Origin of the sequence: Pseudomonas sp., from assembly GCF_050739775.1 — a bacterium.
Taxonomy (GTDB): Bacteria; Pseudomonadota; Gammaproteobacteria; order Pseudomonadales; family Pseudomonadaceae; genus Aquipseudomonas.
This window is the reverse complement of the sequence record NZ_JBOICA010000002.1, coordinates 49054-68225: the sequence shown is the minus strand read 5'-3', so window position 1 is coordinate 68225 and position 19172 is coordinate 49054. Positions and strand designations below refer to the sequence as shown.

Annotated in this window: 17 protein-coding genes; 5 read left to right on the top strand and 12 right to left on the bottom strand. The window is 60.5% G+C overall.

Annotated features, from left to right (window positions below):
* Nucleotides 1-42 precede the first annotated feature (42 nt).
* Together waaA and ACRESH_RS01835 are read right to left on the bottom strand one after the other, a co-directional pair.
* Entirely contained in the window at nucleotides 43-1311 is a 1269-nt protein-coding gene (waaA, locus tag ACRESH_RS01840; protein WP_431740330.1) for a lipid IV(A) 3-deoxy-D-manno-octulosonic acid transferase, read from the bottom strand.
* Nucleotides 1312-1325: 14 nt separating this feature from the next.
* Complete coding sequence (locus tag ACRESH_RS01835; protein WP_431740329.1) at nucleotides 1326-2216, bottom strand: LysR family transcriptional regulator; 891 nt, start codon at nucleotides 2214-2216, stop codon at nucleotides 1326-1328.
* Between the two features lie 87 nt (nucleotides 2217-2303).
* Between ACRESH_RS01835 and ACRESH_RS01830 the strand changes: the two genes are divergently transcribed.
* Genes ACRESH_RS01830 through ACRESH_RS01815 form a run of 4 tightly spaced genes read left to right on the top strand, consistent with a single transcriptional unit; the run spans nucleotide 2304 to nucleotide 5681 of the window.
* Nucleotides 2304-2636: a DMT family transporter gene (locus ACRESH_RS01830; protein WP_431740328.1), complete on the top strand. Its 333-nt coding sequence runs from the start codon at nucleotides 2304-2306 to the stop codon at nucleotides 2634-2636.
* A gap of 53 nt (nucleotides 2637-2689) precedes the next feature.
* Nucleotides 2690-3865 (top strand): NAD(P)/FAD-dependent oxidoreductase, encoded by a 1176-nt coding sequence (locus ACRESH_RS01825; RefSeq protein ID WP_431740327.1) that lies wholly within the window; start codon nucleotides 2690-2692, stop codon nucleotides 3863-3865.
* Nucleotides 3862-4671 (top strand): aldo/keto reductase, encoded by an 810-nt coding sequence (locus ACRESH_RS01820; RefSeq protein WP_431740326.1) that lies wholly within the window; start codon nucleotides 3862-3864, stop codon nucleotides 4669-4671. The genes ACRESH_RS01825 and ACRESH_RS01820 overlap by 4 nt, the downstream gene beginning before the upstream one ends.
* Before the next feature lie 47 nt (nucleotides 4672-4718).
* Complete coding sequence (locus ACRESH_RS01815) at nucleotides 4719-5681, top strand: metal ABC transporter ATPase (RefSeq protein ID WP_431740325.1); 963 nt, start codon at nucleotides 4719-4721, stop codon at nucleotides 5679-5681.
* Between the two features lie 39 nt (nucleotides 5682-5720).
* On the opposite strand, the gene hldE is transcribed toward ACRESH_RS01815, so the two are convergent.
* From hldE to ACRESH_RS01800, 3 genes are all read right to left on the bottom strand, one after another.
* A complete protein-coding gene (gene hldE / locus ACRESH_RS01810) occupies nucleotides 5721-7142 on the bottom strand; it encodes a bifunctional D-glycero-beta-D-manno-heptose-7-phosphate kinase/D-glycero-beta-D-manno-heptose 1-phosphate adenylyltransferase HldE (RefSeq protein ID WP_431740324.1) in 1422 nt (473 codons plus the stop codon).
* Nucleotides 7143-7273: 131 nt separating this feature from the next.
* Nucleotides 7274-9088, bottom strand: coding sequence for a lipid A export permease/ATP-binding protein MsbA (msbA, locus tag ACRESH_RS01805; protein ID WP_431740323.1), 1815 nt, complete (start codon nucleotides 9086-9088; stop codon nucleotides 7274-7276).
* Between the two features lie 15 nt (nucleotides 9089-9103).
* Nucleotides 9104-10279 (bottom strand): O-antigen ligase family protein, encoded by a 1176-nt coding sequence (locus tag ACRESH_RS01800; protein ID WP_431740479.1) that lies wholly within the window; start codon nucleotides 10277-10279, stop codon nucleotides 9104-9106.
* Between the two features lie 100 nt (nucleotides 10280-10379).
* Here ACRESH_RS01800 and ACRESH_RS01795 point away from each other — a divergent pair, with 100 nt between their 5' ends.
* Entirely contained in the window at nucleotides 10380-10982 is a 603-nt protein-coding gene (locus ACRESH_RS01795) for a toluene tolerance protein (protein ID WP_431740322.1), read from the top strand.
* A 5-nt stretch (nucleotides 10983-10987) separates the two neighbouring features.
* On the opposite strand, the gene ACRESH_RS01790 is transcribed toward ACRESH_RS01795, so the two are convergent.
* The 7 genes from ACRESH_RS01790 to ACRESH_RS01760 all read right to left on the bottom strand — a co-directional run bounded on the left by ACRESH_RS01790 (nucleotide 10988) and on the right by ACRESH_RS01760 (nucleotide 19138).
* Nucleotides 10988-12082: a glycosyltransferase gene (locus tag ACRESH_RS01790; RefSeq protein ID WP_431740321.1), complete on the bottom strand. Its 1095-nt coding sequence runs from the start codon at nucleotides 12080-12082 to the stop codon at nucleotides 10988-10990.
* Nucleotides 12083-12130: 48 nt separating this feature from the next.
* Entirely contained in the window at nucleotides 12131-12904 is a 774-nt protein-coding gene (locus ACRESH_RS01785) for a glycosyltransferase family 2 protein (protein WP_431740320.1), read from the bottom strand.
* Between the two features lie 64 nt (nucleotides 12905-12968).
* Nucleotides 12969-13925 (bottom strand): glycosyltransferase family protein, encoded by a 957-nt coding sequence (locus tag ACRESH_RS01780; protein WP_431740319.1) that lies wholly within the window; start codon nucleotides 13923-13925, stop codon nucleotides 12969-12971.
* Between the two features lie 48 nt (nucleotides 13926-13973).
* Nucleotides 13974-15374, bottom strand: coding sequence for a PIG-L deacetylase family protein (locus ACRESH_RS01775; protein WP_431740318.1), 1401 nt, complete (start codon nucleotides 15372-15374; stop codon nucleotides 13974-13976).
* Nucleotides 15371-16267, bottom strand: coding sequence for an antimicrobial resistance protein Mig-14 (locus ACRESH_RS01770; RefSeq protein ID WP_431740317.1), 897 nt, complete (start codon nucleotides 16265-16267; stop codon nucleotides 15371-15373). The genes ACRESH_RS01775 and ACRESH_RS01770 overlap by 4 nt, the downstream gene beginning before the upstream one ends.
* Nucleotides 16267-17397 (bottom strand): glycosyltransferase, encoded by a 1131-nt coding sequence (locus ACRESH_RS01765; RefSeq protein ID WP_431740316.1) that lies wholly within the window; start codon nucleotides 17395-17397, stop codon nucleotides 16267-16269. The genes ACRESH_RS01770 and ACRESH_RS01765 overlap by 1 nt, the downstream gene beginning before the upstream one ends.
* Nucleotides 17381-19138, bottom strand: a complete 1758-nt coding sequence (locus tag ACRESH_RS01760) for a carbamoyltransferase family protein (RefSeq protein WP_431740315.1) — start codon at nucleotides 19136-19138, stop codon at nucleotides 17381-17383. Before ACRESH_RS01760 ends, ACRESH_RS01765 begins: the two co-directional genes overlap by 17 nt.
* Between the last annotated feature and the right edge of the window lie 34 nt (nucleotides 19139-19172).

Here is a 19172-nt window from a genome sequence, read left to right as displayed (position 1 = left end):
AAGCCCGCTCCACCTATGGGAGCGGGCTTGCCCGCGATAGCCTCAGAGCAGTCGCCCCAAACCGTCCAACAAACGCTGCAGCGCCCCCTGGTTGGCCTTCATCACTGCCCGCCCCGCTTCACCCATGCGCCGCGCATCCTGCGGCAACTCGATCAGCCGCCGAATCTCCGCCGCCAGCCCCTGAACATCATCCACCTCCTGCAAAGCGCCGGCGTCACGCAGCATCGCCGCGATTTCCAGGAAGTTGAACAGGTGCGGACCGCTAATCACCGGCAAGGACAAGGCCGCCGGCTCCAGCAGGTTGTGACCACCATTGGGCACCAGGCTGCCACCGACAAAGGCGATATCCGCCAAGCCATAAAGAAACAGCAACTCGCCCATGGTGTCGCCGAGCAACACAGCCGTCTCCGAGCCCACCGGTTCGGCGCTGGAGCGGCGAATGCTCGGGAACTGCGCCGAGCACAACTCGAACACGGCATTGAAGCGTTCCGGATGCCGCGGCACCAGGATCAGCAAGGCATCGGCATGGTGCTCAAGCAGTTGGCGGTGCGCGGCAAGAATCACCTGATCCTCACCCTCATGGGTGCTGGCGGCGATCCACACCGGCCGCTGACTGGCCTGCCACTGCTCACGCAAGGCCCGGGCACGCGGCAACAGCTGTTCATCGATACGCAGGTCGAACTTGATCGAACCGGTGACTTCAACACATTCCGTCCTCGCCCCTAGCTGGCGAAAGCGCTCGGCCTCGGCCTCGGTCTGCACCGCGATCAGGCTCATCTCGGCCAGCATCGGCCGGGTCAGCCCGGCAAAGCGTGCGTAGCCACGCGCCGAACGCTCGGACAAGCGGGCATTGGCCAGCGCTACCGCAATACCGCGCTTGGCGCATTGGTGAAGATGGTTGGGCCACAGCTCGGTTTCCATGATCACCGCCAGTTTCGGCTGGACATGATCGAGAAAACGCCCAGCCGCCCACGGCAGGTCATAGGGCAGGTAGCAATGCTGAATGCGCGGCTCATCGGCGAACATCGCCCGCACTCGCTCGGAGCCGGTCGGGGTCATGCAGGTAATCGTGATCGGCAACTGCGGATAAGCCTGCAACAGGGCACGGATCATTGGTGCTGCGGCGATGCTTTCGCCCACCGAAACCGCGTGCACCCAGATACCGCCCTTGCGCATGGCGGGCAGGTTCATGGCGAAGCGTTCGCCGATACGCTGGGCGTAGGCTGGCGCCTTGCGCGAACGCAGGAACAGGCGCAGCGCAATCAGCGGCAGGCCCAGGTGAAACAGCAAGGTATAGAGTGTTCTGTTCATGGCGCCGAAGTGTACTAGCCAATGGCGCGCAAGTGCACTGCGAAGCGTTCTGCCAACCACTGCGCCGCAGGCCCCAGGGGTTCATCGCGACGCCAGACCAGTTCCACCACTAGCGCTGGCGGTGTCCACTCGCTGCTCAGTTCGACCATCTGCGCATGGTAAGTCGGGTACTGCACCACATGCCGGGGCAACCAGGCCCACCCCAGCCCACGCATCAACAGCTCGGCCATGGCGTAGAAACTGTCGGCGCGCCAGATCTGCGGACTGATTGGCTCGCCGCCGGGATAGCCGCTTTCCTGCGGGGCAATCAGCAACTGCCGATGACGCGCCAGTTGCTGTCGATTGACCTGCCCCAGGTGCGCCAGGGGATGATTGACGGCACAGACAGTGACCATCTCCACCCGCCCCAACGCGCGCCGCTCCAACGCGGGCGGCATGCGCTCATGGTGAAACAGCAAACCCAGGTCAGCGCGGCGTTCGACCAACTTGCGCGCAACATCGCCCTGGGCGCCGCTGACCAGTTGCACTTCAAGCATGGGGAACTGCTGGGCCAGTTCGTCGAGGCTGTCGATGACCGGTTGATAAGGCATGGCTTCGTCCTGAGCGACCCGCAGCTGCGCCTCCTGGCCACGCATCAGCGCCAGCGCGCGACCGTCCAGGCGTTCGCACTGGCGCAACAACTCGCGAGCATCTTCAAGCAGGGCCGCCCCGGCCTCGGTCAATCGCGGCTGGCGGCCACTGCTACGCTCGAACAGGGTCACGCCCAGATCAGCCTCAAGCAGCGCAATTGCATTGCTCACCGCCGACTGCGCCTTGCGCTGGGCACGGGCCACCGCCGAAAACGAACGTTGCTCGGCCACGCGAACAAACAGCCGCAGTTGCTCCAGATTCCACTGTTCTGCCATGCAACCTATCTCCATGAAAGATAGGTAATGACTTTACCCCATCCAGGCTTGCTCTAAAATGCCCAGCCAGAACAGAGGAACACCGATATGAACGCCTACACCTACCTGGCTATCGCCATCTGCGCCGAAGTCATCGCCACCGCCTCGATGAAGGCCGTCAAGGGCCTGAGCACACCCCTGCCCTTGCTGCTGATGATCTGTGGCTATGCTGTGGCGTTCTGGATGCTGACCCTGGTGGTGCGCAGCATTCCGGTGGGCATCGCCTACGCCATCTGGTCGGGTCTGGGCATTGTCTTGATCAGCATCGCCGCGCTGGTGATTTACGGACAGAAGCTGGACATCCCGGCGATGCTTGGCATGACCTTGATCGTCGGTGGCGTGGTGGTCATCCAGGTCTTCTCGAAAACCGCCGGGCATTGATCCTGCTCACAGGCTGTATACTGGGCACCTGTCCAAGCTTGTGAGGTGCATGCATGCCATCCGTTATTTCCACCGACGTGCTGATCGTCGGCGCTGGGGTCGCAGGCCTCTGGCTCAATGCTCGCCTGCGCCGCCTGGGCTATTCGACGGTCGTGGTGGAACGCGCCAGCCTCGGTGGCGAGCAGACCCTCAAGTCTCAGGGGATCATTCATGGCGGTGCCAAGTATGCCCTGCATGGCGCACTGACCGGCGCCTCCGAAGCCATTGCCGACATGCCGCGGCGCTGGAGCGAGGCCCTGGCAGGCAACGGCGAACTGGATCTCTCAGGCGTGCGTCTGTTGTCCGACGCCCACTACCTGTGGTCACCCGGCACGCTCGCCGGCAATCTGACCAGTTTCTTCGCCAGCAAAGCAGTACGTGGCCGCGTCGACCAGGTCAAAGGCGATCAACTGCCACCCGCCCTGCAGGATCGCGCCTTCAAGGGTAAGGTCTATCGCCTGGCCGAACTGGTCATCGATGTACCCAGCCTGTTGGCCCGCCTCGCGGACCTGGCCGGCGACAGCCTGCTGGCTGGCGGGCAGATCGAACCGCTGCATGAAGATGGCGAACTGGCCGGCCTGCGAGTCGATGGGCGTGAGATCCGCTCCCAGCGAGTGGTTCTCAGCGCTGGTGCCGGCAACGCCGGGCTACTGGAAGCCCTCGGCCTGAGTCAGCCAGCCATGCAACGCCGGCCACTGCACATGGTCATGGCCAAGGGTGCCAGCCTCAAACCTCTGTACGCTCACTGCCTGGGCGGCGGACCTAAACCGCGCATCACCGTCACCAGCCACCCGGCCGCCGATGGCCAATGGGTCTGGTATTTGGGCGGCGACCTGGCCGAGGCCGACGGCGTTGCTCGCGAGCCTGAAGCACAAATTGCCGTAGCGAAGCAGGAAGTCAGCAACTTGTTGCCATGGATCGACCTGAGCCAGGTACGTTGGGCAACCGTGCGCATCGACCGCGCCGAACCTGCGCAATCAGGCTTGGTGCGCCCGGACAACGCATTCCTCGCCGAACAGCAGCGCCTGCTGGTCGGCTGGCCGACCAAACTGGCTCTGGCTCCGGACTTCAGTGATCGGGTCCTGGCCAACCTTGAGCGCGACGGTATCAAACCGGGTGCTCAGGCAGCCCTTCCCGAACTGCCACGGCCACCGATGGCCCTGCCGGTCTGGGAGCAACTGCTGCCATGACTCTGCCGACTCTCCACGATCTGCACCGCCCCTTGGGCAGCACCGGCCTGCACGTCTCGCCACTGGGTCTGGGCACAGTCAAGCTGGGGCGCGATCAAGGGGTCAAGTACCCCAACGGCTTCTCCATCCCGGATGACAATCAGGCCCGCCTATTGTTGGCCAAGGCTCGTGAGTTGGGCATCAACCTGATCGACACCGCGCCCGCCTATGGCCGCAGCGAAGAGCGCCTTGGCCCGCTGCTGCGCGGCCAGCGTGAACAGTGGGTGATCGTCAGCAAGGTGGGTGAAGAGTTCGACAACGGCCAGTCGCACTTCGACTTCAGCGCCGCGCATACCCGCTTTTCCATCGAACGCAGCCTCCAGCGCCTGGAAACCGACCGCATCGACCTGGTGTTGGTGCATTCCGACGGCAACGACCTGCACATCCTCGAGCACGAGGAGGTCTATCAGACCCTCGAAGCCTTGAAGCAGGAAGGCAAGATCCGCGGTTTCGGCCTGTCCGGCAAGACTATGGCGGGCGGCTTGAAGGCACTGGAGCGCGGCGATTGTGCCATGGTCACCTACAATCTGAACGAACAGGCTGAACGGCCGGTGATCGACTATGCCGCCGAACATGGCAAGGCAATCCTGGTGAAGAAAGCCCTGGCCAGCGGCCATGTCTGCCTGAACCCGGGTATCGATCCGGTGCGCGCCAGCTTCGAGTTGCTGTTTAGCCACCCTGGAGTGAGCAGTGCCATCGTCGGCACCATCAATCCGCTGCACCTGGCCCATAACGTAGCGACGGTTGCTAACGTACTTCGTCACTGACACCTACGCCGCCGCCGCGGCCGACCCCAACGCAAGAAGGAGCCGACATGCCGCGAACGCTGATCCGCAAGAACCCGAGCAACTTCAAGACCCTGCCCCTGCATGTCGAAGCCAGCCCCGAAGGGTTGTGCTACCGGAGCATCGGCATGCCGCTGAACTTCGCCCAGACCCAGCAGCGGCGCAAGCAGATTCACCTGGCCGACAGCCAGCGCTTTGCCGTTGAGCTGGCCAATCTGGGCGTGTCGGTGCGCCTGACACTGCAGTGGCAGAACCGCGATTACTGGGTGCTGGTTCGTCAGCACCGTCAAGACCGTGGGGATGTGGTACTGAAACTGATCTCCGGCTATGTGCCCGCCCAGGAGCTGAACCTGCCGTTGCACACCGCGATCCAGGAAGTCGCTGAAGAGTGCCTGCTGGAAACACCGGAAGGCTGGCTCGGTGGCCGTTTCAATGACACCTGGCTACCAGCGCCCTATGCCGATGCCCTGCATTACCGTGAAGCCCTGCCTTTCGTCCTGGCGCCGCAATCCGGCGCGGCAAGGCCGGTGCGTTGCGCCAACCTGCAACTACTGGAGCGACCTCGGGCCTACGTGCACCTGCCGACAGCCTCGTTGCAGCTGATCTACGACCTGCGCCTGCAGGTCCCGCGCGAAGCCAAGTCCTTGAGTCTGTTTCATGTCGATGAACGGCTTGAAGGTGATCAACTGGTGGCCCGCCTCAATCGCGCCCGCCCCGACTTGTACCTGATGCCACTGGAGGATGGGCACCCACGCGCCGAGCTGTACACGCTGAAAAAGGACCGCTTGTTGCCCGCGAGCACGCGCGGCCTTTACCTGGCCGAGAGCTTTGCCCGGCAAGAGGGCTGGCTGGTCAGGGATGAGCGCATTCGTTGGAAGGATTGGGTTCGCCAGCAGGGGTTGGCGGTACCGAAACCGGATACAGGGTTGCAGCGGCTAACGGGCAAGGCACGGGAGCTGTTACAGATGGCGCGCGGGGGCTTGCGTAAATAGTCATCGCGGGGCGGGGCGACTTGCCCCGCGATGCTTGTATCAGTTCTTGCGAATCTTCTCGACGATGGCCGTGGTCGAGCTGTTCTCAACCAGACCCAGCACTTTCACAGTGCCGCCATACGCCTTGACGATATCGGCACCGACCACCTGGTCGATACCATAGTCTCCGCCCTTGACCAGCACGTCTGGCTTGACCTGGCCAAGCAGGTTTTCCGGCGTGCCTTCAGGGAAGCTGATGACCCAGTCCACCGCACCCAGGCCAGCGAGCACCGCCATGCGCCGGTCGACGCTGTTGATCGGCCGTCCCGGACCTTTCAGGCGGCTGACCGACGCATCGTCGTTGACCGCGACGATCAGACGATCACCCTGGGCCCGAGCCTGCTCCAGGTAGGTCACGTGACCCGCATGGAGGATATCGAAGCAGCCGTTGGTAAAGACAATCTTCTCATTGTGAGCACGGGCATCGTCGATGGCCAGCAACAGTTGGTCGAGGCTCAGCACGCCACGCTCCGAACCTTCCTCGCGTTGGATGGCGCGGCGCAGTTCCGGCGCACTGATAGCAGCGGTACCGAGTTTGCCGACCACGATACCGGCGGCCAGATTGGCCAGGCCCACGGCATGAGGCAGTTCTTCACCGGCTGCGATGGCTGCGGCCAGGGTCGAGATCACGGTATCACCAGCACCGGTGACATCGAAGACTTCACGGGCACGGGCTGGCAAGTGCAGAGCCGGATGACCGGGGCGCAGCAAAGTCATGCCATGCTCACCGCGAGTCACCAGCAAGGCACCCAGCTCCAACTCGCTCATCAGTTGACCGCCTTTGGCCACCAGCTCCGCCTCATCGGCGCAGCGACCGACAATGGTTTCAAACTCGCTGAGGTTCGGGGTGATCAGGCTGGCGCCGCGGTAGATCGAAAAATCCTTGCCCTTGGGGTCGGCCAGGACCGGGATCCCTTTGGCCCGTGCGGCCTGGATCAGGCTCTGATGGTTCTTCAGCGCGCCTTTGCCGTAATCCGACAGCACCAATACCTTGACCCCGTCGAGCAGGGTGTCGACTTCAGCACCCAGTGAAAGCGGATCGGTGGCGAAGGGTTCTTCGAAATCGATACGCAGCAGTTGCTGATGGCGGCTCATGACCCGCAGCTTGACGATGGTCGGCTGGTGCGCAATGCGCTGGAAAATCGAGCGCACACCGGCTGCCTGCAGGCTGTTGGCCAGACTGTCGGCGGCCTCGTCCTGGCCGGTAACCCCAACCAGAGATGCCGGAGCCCCCAGGGCGGCGATGTTCAAGGCAACGTTGGCCGCACCACCGGGACGGTCCTCGATCTGCTCGACCTTGACCACCGGCACCGGTGCTTCAGGCGAAATCCGCGAGGTACCGCCATGCCAGTAACGGTCGAGCATAACATCGCCCACCACCAGTACCGGGGCTTGATCGAAACGCGGCATGGACAACTTCATGGGCAACCCATATATACAAAATTAACAGGGGCAGGATATTAGCACAGGCAAGACGAAGGCTTGATGACCGCCTTACCGACAAGCTATTGCAGGCAAGCAGCCGGAGCCCAGGACAGGCTCCGGTGACAGGCTCAGGTAATATCGGCCTTGGCCGGCTCGTCCAGGCCCATGGCATGCAGCCTGGCGTAATAGCCGTTGGCGGCCAGCAACTCGGTATGCGTCCCGCGTTCGACCAGCTTGCCCTGGTCCATGACCAGGATCATGTCAGCCTTTTCGATGGTCGACAGACGGTGAGCGATGACCAGCGTGGTACGGCCCTCCATGACATGATCGAGCGCGGCCTGGATATGCCGCTCGGACTCGGTGTCCAGGGCCGAGGTGGCCTCATCGAGGATCAGCAACGGTGCATTCTTGAGCAAGGCCCGGGCAATCGCCAGGCGCTGGCGCTGCCCACCAGAGAGCAGCACACCATTCTCGCCGACCTGTGTGTCGAAGCCTTTGGGCAGCTGGTCGACAAATTCCTTGGCATAGGCATCAGCGGCAGCCGCCTCGATATCGGCACGCGGCGCGCCAGCCAGGTCGCCATAGGCGATGTTATTGGCCACGGTGTCGTTGAACAGGGTGACATGCTGAGTCACCTGGGAAACATGACGGCGCAAGTTGCGCAACCGATAGTCCTCGATCTCCACGCCATCGAGGAGGATCTGCCCCTGGTCATGGTGATAGAACCGCGGAATCAGCGAGGCCAGGGTCGACTTGCCACTGCCCGAACGTCCCACCAGCGCGATCATCTGCCCCGGCTCAGCGGTGAAGGTAATGTCAGACAACACCTGGCGCTCGGTACCTGGATAGGTGAAGTTCAGGTTGCGCACCTCAAGGCGTCCTTCCACCCGGTCCAGCTCCACGGTACCGTTATCGACTTCTGGTTTTTCATCCAGTTGCTCGAAAATGCTCTCGGCACCGGCCAGCCCTTTCTGGATCGTCGAACTGACTTCCGACAACTGTCGGATCGGCTTGGGCAGCAGGCCTGCGGCGGTGATGTAGGCAACCAGATCGCCGGCTGTAGCGTCGCCACGCAGGAACAGCACCAGGAACATCAACGCGGCCATGGCGGAGTAGATCACCAGTTGCAGCATTGGGGTGTACACAGCACCGGTCTTGGTCATGCGCAGTTGCTTGTCGGTGTTGCTTTGGCTGGCATTGGCGAAACGCTGCTGCTCGTAGCTTTCACCGCCGAAGCTGCGCACCACGCGATAGCCCTGAATGGTTTCCGAAGCCACATGAGTGACATCGCCCATTGCCACCTGGATCTTCTTGCTCTGTTTGCGAAACTTCTTGCTCGCGGTACTGACCATCACGGCGATGATCGGCAGGATTGCCAGCATGACCAGGGTCAGCTTCCAGTTCATCCACAGCAGGTAGGCGAACAGGAACACTACGGTAAGGCCTTCACGAATCACCACCTTGATAGCATCGGTGGCGGCACCGGTGACCATGGTCACGTTAAAGGTGATACGCGAGATCAGGTGGCCAGAATTGTGATTGTCGAAGTAACGGTTGGGCAGCACCAGCAACTTGTTGAACAGCTCGACCCGCAGGTCATGGACCAACCCTAGCGAGACCTTGGCCAGAAAGTAGTTGCCCAGGAATGAGCCCAGACCTTGCCAGGCGGCGATCAGCACGATCAGCAAAGGCACCGCCTGCAGTAGCTGCAGGTCTTGCAGGTAAGGGACATTGGGGAACAACACCGCCTGGGGATTGCTCAGACCGTCGACAAAGTACTTGAGAATCCCGGCCAGCATTGGCTGGGTTGAAGCGAAGATGATGAAACCGAGGATACTCAGCATGAAAATGCCGATATACGGTTTCACATAGCTCAGAAGCCGGAAGTAGATTTTCAGGCTGGAGCTGCTCTGCTGCTCCGCCTTGAGCGGTGTTTCGGCCATCGTCGAGCTCGCTGTTCAGTTTGAACCGGAAATTTTATCACAGCCCGGCCGACGGGCATGCACCCAGACCAGTGCCATTGCCAGCCCCACCGGCAACCAACTGATAAACCATTCGGCCCGCGGCGTATCCGTCAGGCTCGCGGCATCGAACTGCATGGCCAGGGTGGAAAACAGCCATAAGCCTATCAGGCCTTTGCCAAAGTCCGTCGAGCGGGCACGCCAGATTTCACGCAATACACACAACCAGACCCCTAACCAGAGCAGCATACCGGGGATACCCAGCTCGATGGCGATATGGGTGAACATGTTGTGGGTGTGATCGAATTGCTGACCCACTGCCAAGACCCGGTAGAACGCCCCCAAGCCAAGCCCCGTCCAAGGATGCAGGGCAATCATCTGCAGACTGACTTCGAAAATTTCGGGCCTATAGGAGGAGCCACGGGACATTATCAGCGAGTACATCGTGACAAAACCCAGTATCGCGGCGACGACTGTAGCCCCCGCGATGACACAACTTCTGCGATCGCGGCACCACAAGGGCATGGCCACCAACGAAATCAGCACCGCCAACGCTGCACCCCGGCTCTGGCACAGCACCAGAAATGCCCCCAGACACAACAGTGACAACGCCCAAAGCACCTGAAACCAGCGCTGTTGTGGCGGCCAGTGCAACATCCAGACGATGGCCGCACCCATGACATAAGCGCCCAGAATTGGGTGGGAGATCTCGCCAATACCAGAAAGCCTGGCTACCCACGGATGCCCTTGCACACCATAGAACTGGACAATGGAAACCAAGGCCGCAACACCAAGCCCGATACCTCCCCATTGCAGTAACTGGATCAGACGCGAGAGGCTCGCACTAGCGAGTAGAGGGAAAAACAGCAGAAAGAACGCAACATACAAAAGTCGCTTGAACTCACGACCAGCATCCTCGGCACTGGCCCATGACAGACTCACTGCCGACCAGAGCAGTAGCAAGAACACTGACAAACACAGGGCCCGCTGGGCACGCCAAAGATCTACCAGGGCACCACGTGCAGACCACAGCAATACCAGAGTCGGCAACCAGAGAAATAGCACCAGGCCTTGCTGATACAGCTTGTTACTCGGTGCCAGAGCAATCGCCACCAGAAACCATAAAAGCCCAGTCGCCAGCCAGGTCTGTGCCCAGCGCCTTGCGTACATCATGCGTATCCCCTTCAATTCAACCACACCGGCATGGTGCATCTTTATACTTTTCGGCATTATGGCCAGTCCTTTTGCCTGCCAGTTGACAAGGCCCTTTTTCATGCAGAGTTCCCGGCTCCCCCAGGTCGACTTCAACCAGCTCATCCTTGGCGCCAAGGTATTGGAGGCTGACAGCTATGGCGCCAAAGTTTACCTGCTAAGTGATGGCAACATCCTCAAGCTCTTCAGACGCAAGCGGTTAATTTCATCTGCCTTGCTGCGACCTTACTCCCAGCGCTTCATCGACAACGCGATGCAACTGGAGAAAAAGGGAATTCCCACGCTGAAGGTTCTGAAGTACTACAAGCTGGATGCACCTGGAATGACGGCAGTGCTGTATCAACCTCTGCCCGGGGAAACCCTGAGCCAACTGTCCCGCAAGGCAGGTTTCAGCTGGCAAGAGCGCCTGCCGGAGCTCGTGGCGCTGGTACGCAGGCTGCACAAGTCGGGGATTTACTTTCGCTCGTTACACCTGGGCAACATCGTCGTGACACCAGAACAGGAATTGGGCCTGATTGATGTGGCCGATATGCGCTTCATGCGGGCGCCGCTGTCCAACCGCATGGTAAGGCGAAACGTACAACATTTCGCTCGTTACATCGCCCGCGAACGCCTCGAAGACAAATTCCCTCTCGCCGAGCTGGAACGCGCCTTGCTGGGCTGAACGCCTCAGGGCTTGCCCAGCAAGTTACTGGAGAGCTGACTGAAGCGCTGCCAGGCCCGTTCAGGTGCCAGGGCCTGATACTGCGCCTTGGCTACTTGCTTGCCATCAAGCGTCACACAGTCGGCAATTTCCTGCCCCCAGGCCGCAACATTGCCAACGGCGACGTAGCGACCAGCATCACCCAGCTGTTCACGAAACACCAACAGGTCACTGCACAGCACCGGCACATCGGCCAACACCGCCTCCTGCAGAACCAACCCCAGGCCTTCAGACCGAGAAGGGACCAGCACCCAGTCGAATGCCCGGTAGAGCTTGGACAGCTCATTGCAGTGACCTTGAAGCGATACAACCGCCTCCAAACCCAGCGCCTTGATGCGAGATTCAAGCACCGACCGCTGGTTGCCTTCGCCCAGAATCACCAGGCGCATATCGGGCTGCCGCTGACGAGCCAGAGCAAATGCATCCAGCAGGTGATCGAATCCTTTGCTGTCGACTAGACGGCCCACCGCTCCCAGGACCGGCCCACCTTCCAACGGCAATCCGAGTGATTGTCGGGCTGTCTCTCGCTCCAGCAATGCCTGGCGAAAACCTTCTGGCTCAAGCGCCGAGCGCAATACCTGCACCGGCATGCCAAGGTCCTGTTGCAAGCTGGTGGCCAAGGTTTGCGAGACAGCAACAAGTTTTACCTGTGGTGTCTGAAAACTACGCAGCAAAGCGATATCACCATGATGCAGGCGTGTTTGGCCATGAAAGACTATCGTTGCCCGCACATCAGGTAGATGCCGCAACACCGGCAGGACCAATCGCGACACACCTAGACCGTCAAGCAATACCACCTGAGTATTGGCCTTCTTAAACGCTTCGCGAAAACGCCTGCGCATCCAGGGTTGCAGTAACTTCCAGATATGTCGTCCCTTGAGCACACGCTGAGGCAACTGCCACTCACGCGTCTGCTGGTCATTGCAGCAGGAACCCTGCCCTTGCAATAACCAGCTACTGACCGAAGCACCCGGCGCTGCATGGGAAAGAATCTGCTGATGCACCTTGTGCACCGAGACGTACGGCGCCCCACCTGCCCACATGATATTGACGATATTCACGGGGTATCACCCCTTGCTTCGGACCGGATGATGAGCAAGCAGACCAAGTCAATGTGCAAAGAAGCCAACCCCCGCCCCCAAGACCACCCCGACCACCAACATCACCAGCAATTTGACCCGATCACGTTTACGGCGCCGTGTTTTACGCTGGCGCTCCTCGGGCAGGCCTACGTGCGCGCCAAAGCCGGTGTGCAGTACCGCATCACCCTCAAGGCTAACCGCCGTGAGATTCAGCTCTGCGTAGCCTTTTGACAGCGCCTTTTCACCAGCATAGGCGGCAAATGGAGCACAGCGCTGATAATCGCTCAGTCGACGCAAACCCGGGTTCAACGAGAAGCTCTGCCACTCAGGTTTATCCGAAAGCAACGGGTAACACGCAACACCAGCAATGACCTGACGCTCGCCCAAATGGATATAGGGACTGTGTACTTTCAGGTCGTGGGCATAGCTGCGCAGCCAGACCTGGAGCAAATGCGGGCTGACCTCGAGAATGCTCCGAGAGTCCTCGACAAAACCTGGCCGATAGAACTCCCAGTCATCTTCGCAGTGAAAGATGTAGGCGGTTTTCACTTGGCTATAGGCAAGGTCGATCGATGCCAGCTGCCCCAGTTTGGGCCGATTGACGAATACTTTGCAGTGCGGTTTCCAGTGTTCCGGAACCGCCTGATGGACAGCGTCATCTCCCGAGTCCTCGGTAATGAACACTTCGCGAATCGGTGCAGTATTGAAACGATCGAAACTCTCGAGTGTAAGCTTGAGCAGGTCGAAGCGCCCGCAACTGGTAACCACCAGGGTTACATCACTGTCATCACTGAATCGCACCGGATTCCCTCCCCATCTTCTGTATTCGGTTGTTCGAGACTACGCCCCGTGCGAGACAGCCGGCTCATATTCCCAGTCTCAAACGCAAGCGCTGCCAACCGGTCAAGGCTGGACGGGAACGCAGAGGTGGCTGCATTTTTTCTACGATGCTACGGCCCACTTGAGCGAAGCCGAACTGCGAAACAGCAAGGTCACGACCGTTGCTGCCAATGCGTTCGACCAGAGCAGGGTCGGCACGCAACACTTTCAGTTTTTCTTGCAACTGGGCAATGCTGTTATACAGCACCACGTTGTGCAAATCTCGCAGGCCCAGGGCGCGATTCTCTGCCTCGCCCTGGTCAAAAGCCAGCAAAACGCAGCCACAAGCCATTGCCTCGAAATTCTTGATCATGTATTCGCCCATACCGACATCGGCACTGACGAAGAAACGAATGCGGTTAAGCGTGTCACAGTACTCTTCACCGGACTTGGTCCGGGTCACCAGCAGGTTCTCGACCTGAGCAAGCTCATCGAGCAGCGCCTTGCGCCCACTGTAGGCAACGCTGTTGGTACTGCCGACAAAGGCCAGCTCGATATCCCGTTCGCGCCCCTGGTCGGCCAGCAACTGCTGGTCGTAGCCCTTGGCCACGAACTCGGCGTCGAAGCCCTCCTGACGTAGGCGCTCGCTGACCATGAAGCCGGAGCTGATCACCCGCGCCCAAGGCAACTGACGGTAATGGGCACTGAATTTACCGGTGTACTTGCACGGAATGTAGTTCTGATAGGCATCGTGTTCGAGGATGACCAGATTGGGCACCGTACGAATGAAACCGACCTGACGAATCTCTTGCTTGAAACGCAGGAAGAATACGATCCGATCATACTTTTCGACGTCGACTTCACGACGGAAATAGCTGCGCAGGTTGCGCTGACCGGCACTGCTGAGCCAGCGCAGATCGCATTCGCAATGGGCAGCGACACCGTCGTAGAGACGATCCAGGATTGCCCGTTGTTCTTTCTGCACCAGAAATAGAACTTTCATTGTCTTCCTTGCGGCCTTTACTCAGCCGCTAACAGTCATGCGCCAGGATCAGAGATCACGACGCCAGAACAATTCATGCCGGCGCACGGCCTTGCGGAAAAACTCGTTCTCGCCATAGGGCGAGACCCGTCGACCCGCCAGCCAACGCTGAAGCAGGCGGCGAACTCGACGCTTGAACGGCACCGGCGGTTGCAGGTCATGCATCATGCCCAGCGCCATGGCCTTGTCGCGCTGGGTCGCCAGGTCCAGCGCCAGGCTGTAGGGCGCCCAAACCTGCCCGCCCTCCAGCTGTGGCGGCAAAGCAACTCCAGCACCGCTGTCGCCCATGGGCCAGCGGTCGTTGTCATGCAAGTGGTTGGCGTAACCCAGTAAGGTTTCCGGTTGCCACTCCAGGCCCTGCAAGGCTTCGAGCACGGCAGCCTGGGTACAGATATGGTCAGGGTGCGGATCGAGGGTCGGATGCGGCATCACCAGCACCTGGGGACGGGCCTGGAGCAACAACTCGCGCAAGTCGGCCAGCAGGTTGTTCCAGGTCGGCGCGCCATCCTGATCACCCGGCAAGGCCATCGCATTGAACTGCCTGAACAGACGGGTATCGGCGAGCTCCGCCTCTCGGGAGACGACTGCTTGATCCGGTGCCGCCTGCATGGCCGGCAACTGCAGACAAAAATAACCTAGCTGCACACAGTGCGACTCGGGAACACCTGCCCAGCGTGGAACGGCAATACTATCCCAGGCGCGCAGCCGGCCCTTCAAGCGGGCAGACTCAGCCTTGGAAATGCCCATTTGTTGATAGTGCTCAGCCTCGATTTCGCCGGCGGTCAGGGTCACTACCCAAGTTTCTTGAGCCTGGCTGTAGAGGCCGTAAGCGGCAAGTTCGGCATCGTCGGCATGGGGTGCGATGACCATGACCCGTTTCTGACACAAATCGTTGCCCGGGACAATCCACAGCTGTCCTTCGCCCGGCAAACGACAATAGCGCCCGCGCAATCGCAGCTGCCCTGCAGCGAGCGACTCGGCAAGACCGGTCAGGTTCAGGTAACGCAGGCCCGCAACGCCTCGCTCAAAGGCTTGGCAATCCTCATCATTGAGCGCTACTGCCGGATCGAGGAAACGTCCCAGCCAGCGGCTTTTCAGGCGCAGCTCGAGAATCAGGGTTTCGTCACCGGTAAGCCGCAGAGGCGAATGCAACTGCACAACACCATCGACCAGCTCGACCGGATGCGCCACGCACTCCGGTGGAAACTGGTACTGATAGTCCTCGGTAGGCGAATAGAACAGGTGGTCGGCAAACCAGGCCTCATGGGCGACCCAGAGCAGTGGCGCAAGCAACAGCGGCAACCACCATAGGACGAAAATGCCCAGGCCCAGCAGCACCATCAGGCCAACCAGCAACCCCAGTCGCTTGTTGCGCCGGTGCTGCTTGAGCAACTGCTGTTTGCGGCTCACACCTGAAACACCGGCACGGAGTTGCACCAGCGATCCTTGTAGTCGCGATCAGCGCGACCGAAGGAGAAACGCAGCGGCTTGTTGCGCGCCCGGGCATCCTCCCAGGCCGCCTGGGTATTGAGGAAGCTCAATACGCTCCCGGGGCTGAAGGCCTTGGTTTGCGGATCAACGCCACCATTGATGTACTCGACGCTGATCCACTCAGGCGCTTCCACCCGGTAGACCAGCTGGATGGCAATTGGCGCATCATCGAGAAACAGCACCGAACCGATCAGCAGCTCACGCAGCCGCTCGATCACCTCGGCCATACGCTCGGCACCGGTAGCCGGGAATTCCCAGCGGCGCTGAAACAGATCGCAGTAGATCGCTGCCAGTTCGCTACTGGTAAAAGCAGAGACCGGACGCACCTGGCCACCCGCTTCTTCCAGCAGGCGCAACTCGCGGCGCTGGTTGTAGCGAAATTTCTTCGACAGTTCTTCAGGCGTACGCGCCATCGCCAGCGATTCGGTCTGGGGCTTGAGGTTGGCAAAACGCTCTTGATTGAACTCCGACAGATAACGCCCGGCATGACGTAGCGGTGCCCGAGCATCAGCTGCCGCAGGCAGGATCAGTTCGGCATTACCCAGGTCATACAACCCTTTCTTGCCATGACGCTTGAGCACGTCCTTGGACAACGCCAGGTAACGCCCCCAGGTCGGTATCGCGGCCTTGAGCTCGCCATTACACTCCCAGCCGAGGTAGCGCACCGGAATCTGCGCCAGGTCCGCCAACTGCTCGACCACCAGTGGGTGTGTGGCGACACTACCGCCAAAGCGCTGCCAGGCCTGGACGTAGGCAGGCGCATCAATCACGCTCCAGCCGCGTTCGCGCCAGCTTTGAATACGATTGAGCATCAAGCCTCCGCTGTCAGCGTGCGCACAGGCAGCAGCTGCCAGAAGGTGTCGCGCACAGCGTTATCGGAAAAACGCTCACGCAGACGCGCAAGCATGCGCTCGGCACACTCCTGGCGTTGCCCTTCATCGAGCGCGGCCAGATGCTGCAGCCCTTGGGCCAGACGCCCGGCATCAGCCAGCGGGAACAAAATACCGACACCCTCGACCACTTCCACGGCGCCGCCGCACGCAGTGGCCAGCACCGGCAACCCGGCGACCATGGCCTCGAGCAAGACCATGCCGAACGGCTCGTGATCGGAACTCAGGGCAAAGGCATTGAACGCCTTGAAGTAGCGCCGTGCATCGGGCACTTGCCCGAGAAAATCCACCTGTCCGGCGATACCCAACTCGGCAGCCAAGGTCTTGAGCGACTGCTCCAGCCGCCCCTGACCAAGAATGGCCAGGCGTGCACCGCTCGGCAAGCCCGGAAAAGCCTGGGCGAACCCACGCAGCAGGGTTGCCTGGTCCTTGTCCGGATGCAGGCGGCCGACATTGCCGACAATCCAGGCTTGCGGGTCCAGCCCCAGCGCGTGACGCGCATCTTCGGCAGGCACCAGCGCGGCCTGCAGCGCCTCGATGTCTATACGGTTGTAGAGCGTCTGGATGCGCTCAGCCGGCCATTTGGGCAAGCATTTGCGCATGTCGTCGCGCACCGCGTCGGAGACACCGAGCAAACTCAGGCGCTGACGGAACAGGTTGGCAAACAGTTGGCGACTGCCGCGCAAATAGTCACCAAAGGCATGGTGTACACCGATCACTGGCAGTCGGCTGGCAAGCAAAGCGATGTAGATCGGTTTGAAACGGTGAGCGATACAGAAACTGAAATCGCGCGTGGCGACGATCCGCCGCAATGCGCGGATCGCCCCCAGCTTGAGGCCGCGGATGGCCTTGGAGCTGAACTCCAGGAAGATCACTTCATCGGAGGCGCAACCGCCTGCCACCTGAGGGTCGGCAGCGCCGGTCAGGAACACCGTAGTGACCTTGTAGCCACTGCCGCTGAACAGGCTGGCGTACTGCCGCGCGCAATCCAGGAACGGACCGTCATAGCCGTGGCAGAACTGCAGGACGCGTTTTTCAGCCCTGGACGTCATAACTGTTCGCGCCGTCCTTGACTACCAGGATGTCTTCCATGATCAGGTACTGCAAATCCGAGCCGAAGAACATGTTCAGGGCGTCGGTCGGCGAGCAGATCATCGGCTCGCCACGACGGTTGAGCGAGGTGTTGAGCGAAACGCCGTTACCGGTCAGGTCTTCCAGCGCCTTCATCATGTCGTAGTAGCGCGGGTTGTATTCGCGCTTGAGCACCTGGGCCCGCGAGGTGCCGTCTTCGTGGACGACTTCCGGCACGCGGGTCTTCCACTCTTCAGCCACTTCGAAGGTGAAGGTCATGAACGGTGCAGGGTGATCGATCTTGATCATCTGCGCAGCGACAGTGTCGAGCATCGACGGGCAGAAAGGCCTCCAGCGCTCGCGGAACTTGATCTGGTGGTTGATGCGGTCGGCGACGCCGGCAACGCTTGGGCAACCAATGATCGAACGACCGCCTAGCGCGCGCGGCCCGAACTCCATGCGACCCTGGAACCAGGCCACCGGGTTGCCATCGACCATGATCTTGGCGATCTGCTCTGGCATGTTCTCGAGCTTGCGCCATTTCGGCAGGCTCGGGTGACGGGCACAGGCGGCAATCACGTCTTCGTTGGAGTAAGCAGGGCCGAGGTAGACATGCTCCATCTTCTCGACCGGCACACCACGGGCGTGGGACACGTATGCTGCCGCACCGACCGCAGTACCAGCGTCGCCGGAGGCCGGCTGGACGAACAGCTCCTTGAGGTCAGGACGGGCAATGATCTTCTGGTTGAGCTTGACGTTCAGCGCGCAACCGCCAGCGAAGGCCAGCTTGCCGGTTTCCTTGAGGATGTCGCCCAGATAGTGGTCGATCATCTGCAGGGCCAGTTTCTCGAACAGCGCCTGCATGCTGGCGGCATAGTGGATGTAAGGCTCGTCAGCAATGTCGCCTTCGCGCTTGGGACCCAGCCACTCGATCAGTTTCGGCGAAAAGTAGAAACCCTTGCCCTTCTCTTTGTAGCGGCGCAGGCCGATAACGTTGGCGTAATCAGTGTTGATCACCAGCTCGCCGTTTTCAAACGAAGCCAGGCGCGAGAAATCATACTTGCTGGCATCACCATACGGCGCCATACCCATAACCTTGAACTCGCCATCGAGCATCTCGAAACCGAGGAATTCGGTGATAGCGCCATACAGGCCACCCAACGAATCCGGGTCGAAGAATTCCTTGATCTTGTGGATCTTGCCGTTTTCGCCATAGCCAAAGAAGGTCGTGGCGTACTCGCCCTTGCCGTCGATGCCAAGGATCGCGGTTTTTTCCTTGAAGCCTGAGCAGTGGTAGGCGCTGGAGGCGTGGGCCAAGTGGTGCTCGACCGGCTCGATCTTGACTTTCTTCGGATCGAAACCCAGTTGCTCCAGGCACCAGACGATCTTCTTGCGATAGCGCTTGTAGCGACGGTTACCCATCAGGATCGCGTCCAGCGCACGATCCGGGGCGTACCAGTAACGCTTGGCGTAGTGCCAGCGAGCCTCGCCGAACAGGCTGATCGGAGCGAACGGAATGGCCACCACGTCTACGTCGGACGGCTTGATGCCAGCCTGCTCCAGGCAGAACTTCGCCGATTCGTAGGGCATGCGGTTCTTTGCATGTTTGTCGCGCACGAAGCGCTCTTCTTCAGCGGCGGCAATCAGCTTACCGTCGATGTACAGGGCCGCGGAAGGATCATGGCTAAGGGCGCCGGACAGGCCAAGAATCGTCAATGCCAAGGGTCTAGCCTCTTCAATCTGTAAAAATGCGCCC

Coding starts and splice junctions, on each gene's coding strand:
- waaA (WP_431740330.1), bottom strand. CDS start 1,311: ATGAACAGAACACTCTATACCTTGCTGTTTCACCTGGGCCTGCCGCTG.
- ACRESH_RS01835 (WP_431740329.1), bottom strand. CDS start 2,216: ATGGCAGAACAGTGGAATCTGGAGCAACTGCGGCTGTTTGTTCGCGTG.
- ACRESH_RS01830 (WP_431740328.1), top strand. CDS start 2,304: ATGAACGCCTACACCTACCTGGCTATCGCCATCTGCGCCGAAGTCATC.
- ACRESH_RS01825 (WP_431740327.1), top strand. CDS start 2,690: ATGCCATCCGTTATTTCCACCGACGTGCTGATCGTCGGCGCTGGGGTC.
- ACRESH_RS01820 (WP_431740326.1), top strand. CDS start 3,862: ATGACTCTGCCGACTCTCCACGATCTGCACCGCCCCTTGGGCAGCACC.
- ACRESH_RS01815 (WP_431740325.1), top strand. CDS start 4,719: ATGCCGCGAACGCTGATCCGCAAGAACCCGAGCAACTTCAAGACCCTG.
- hldE (WP_431740324.1), bottom strand. CDS start 7,142: ATGAAGTTGTCCATGCCGCGTTTCGATCAAGCCCCGGTACTGGTGGTG.
- msbA (WP_431740323.1), bottom strand. CDS start 9,088: ATGGCCGAAACACCGCTCAAGGCGGAGCAGCAGAGCAGCTCCAGCCTG.
- ACRESH_RS01800 (WP_431740479.1), bottom strand. CDS start 10,279: ATGATGTACGCAAGGCGCTGGGCACAGACCTGGCTGGCGACTGGGCTT.
- ACRESH_RS01795 (WP_431740322.1), top strand. CDS start 10,380: ATGCAGAGTTCCCGGCTCCCCCAGGTCGACTTCAACCAGCTCATCCTT.
- ACRESH_RS01780 (WP_431740319.1), bottom strand. CDS start 13,925: ATGAAAGTTCTATTTCTGGTGCAGAAAGAACAACGGGCAATCCTGGAT.
- ACRESH_RS01770 (WP_431740317.1), bottom strand. CDS start 16,267: ATGCTCAATCGTATTCAAAGCTGGCGCGAACGCGGCTGGAGCGTGATT.
- ACRESH_RS01765 (WP_431740316.1), bottom strand. CDS start 17,397: ATGACGTCCAGGGCTGAAAAACGCGTCCTGCAGTTCTGCCACGGCTAT.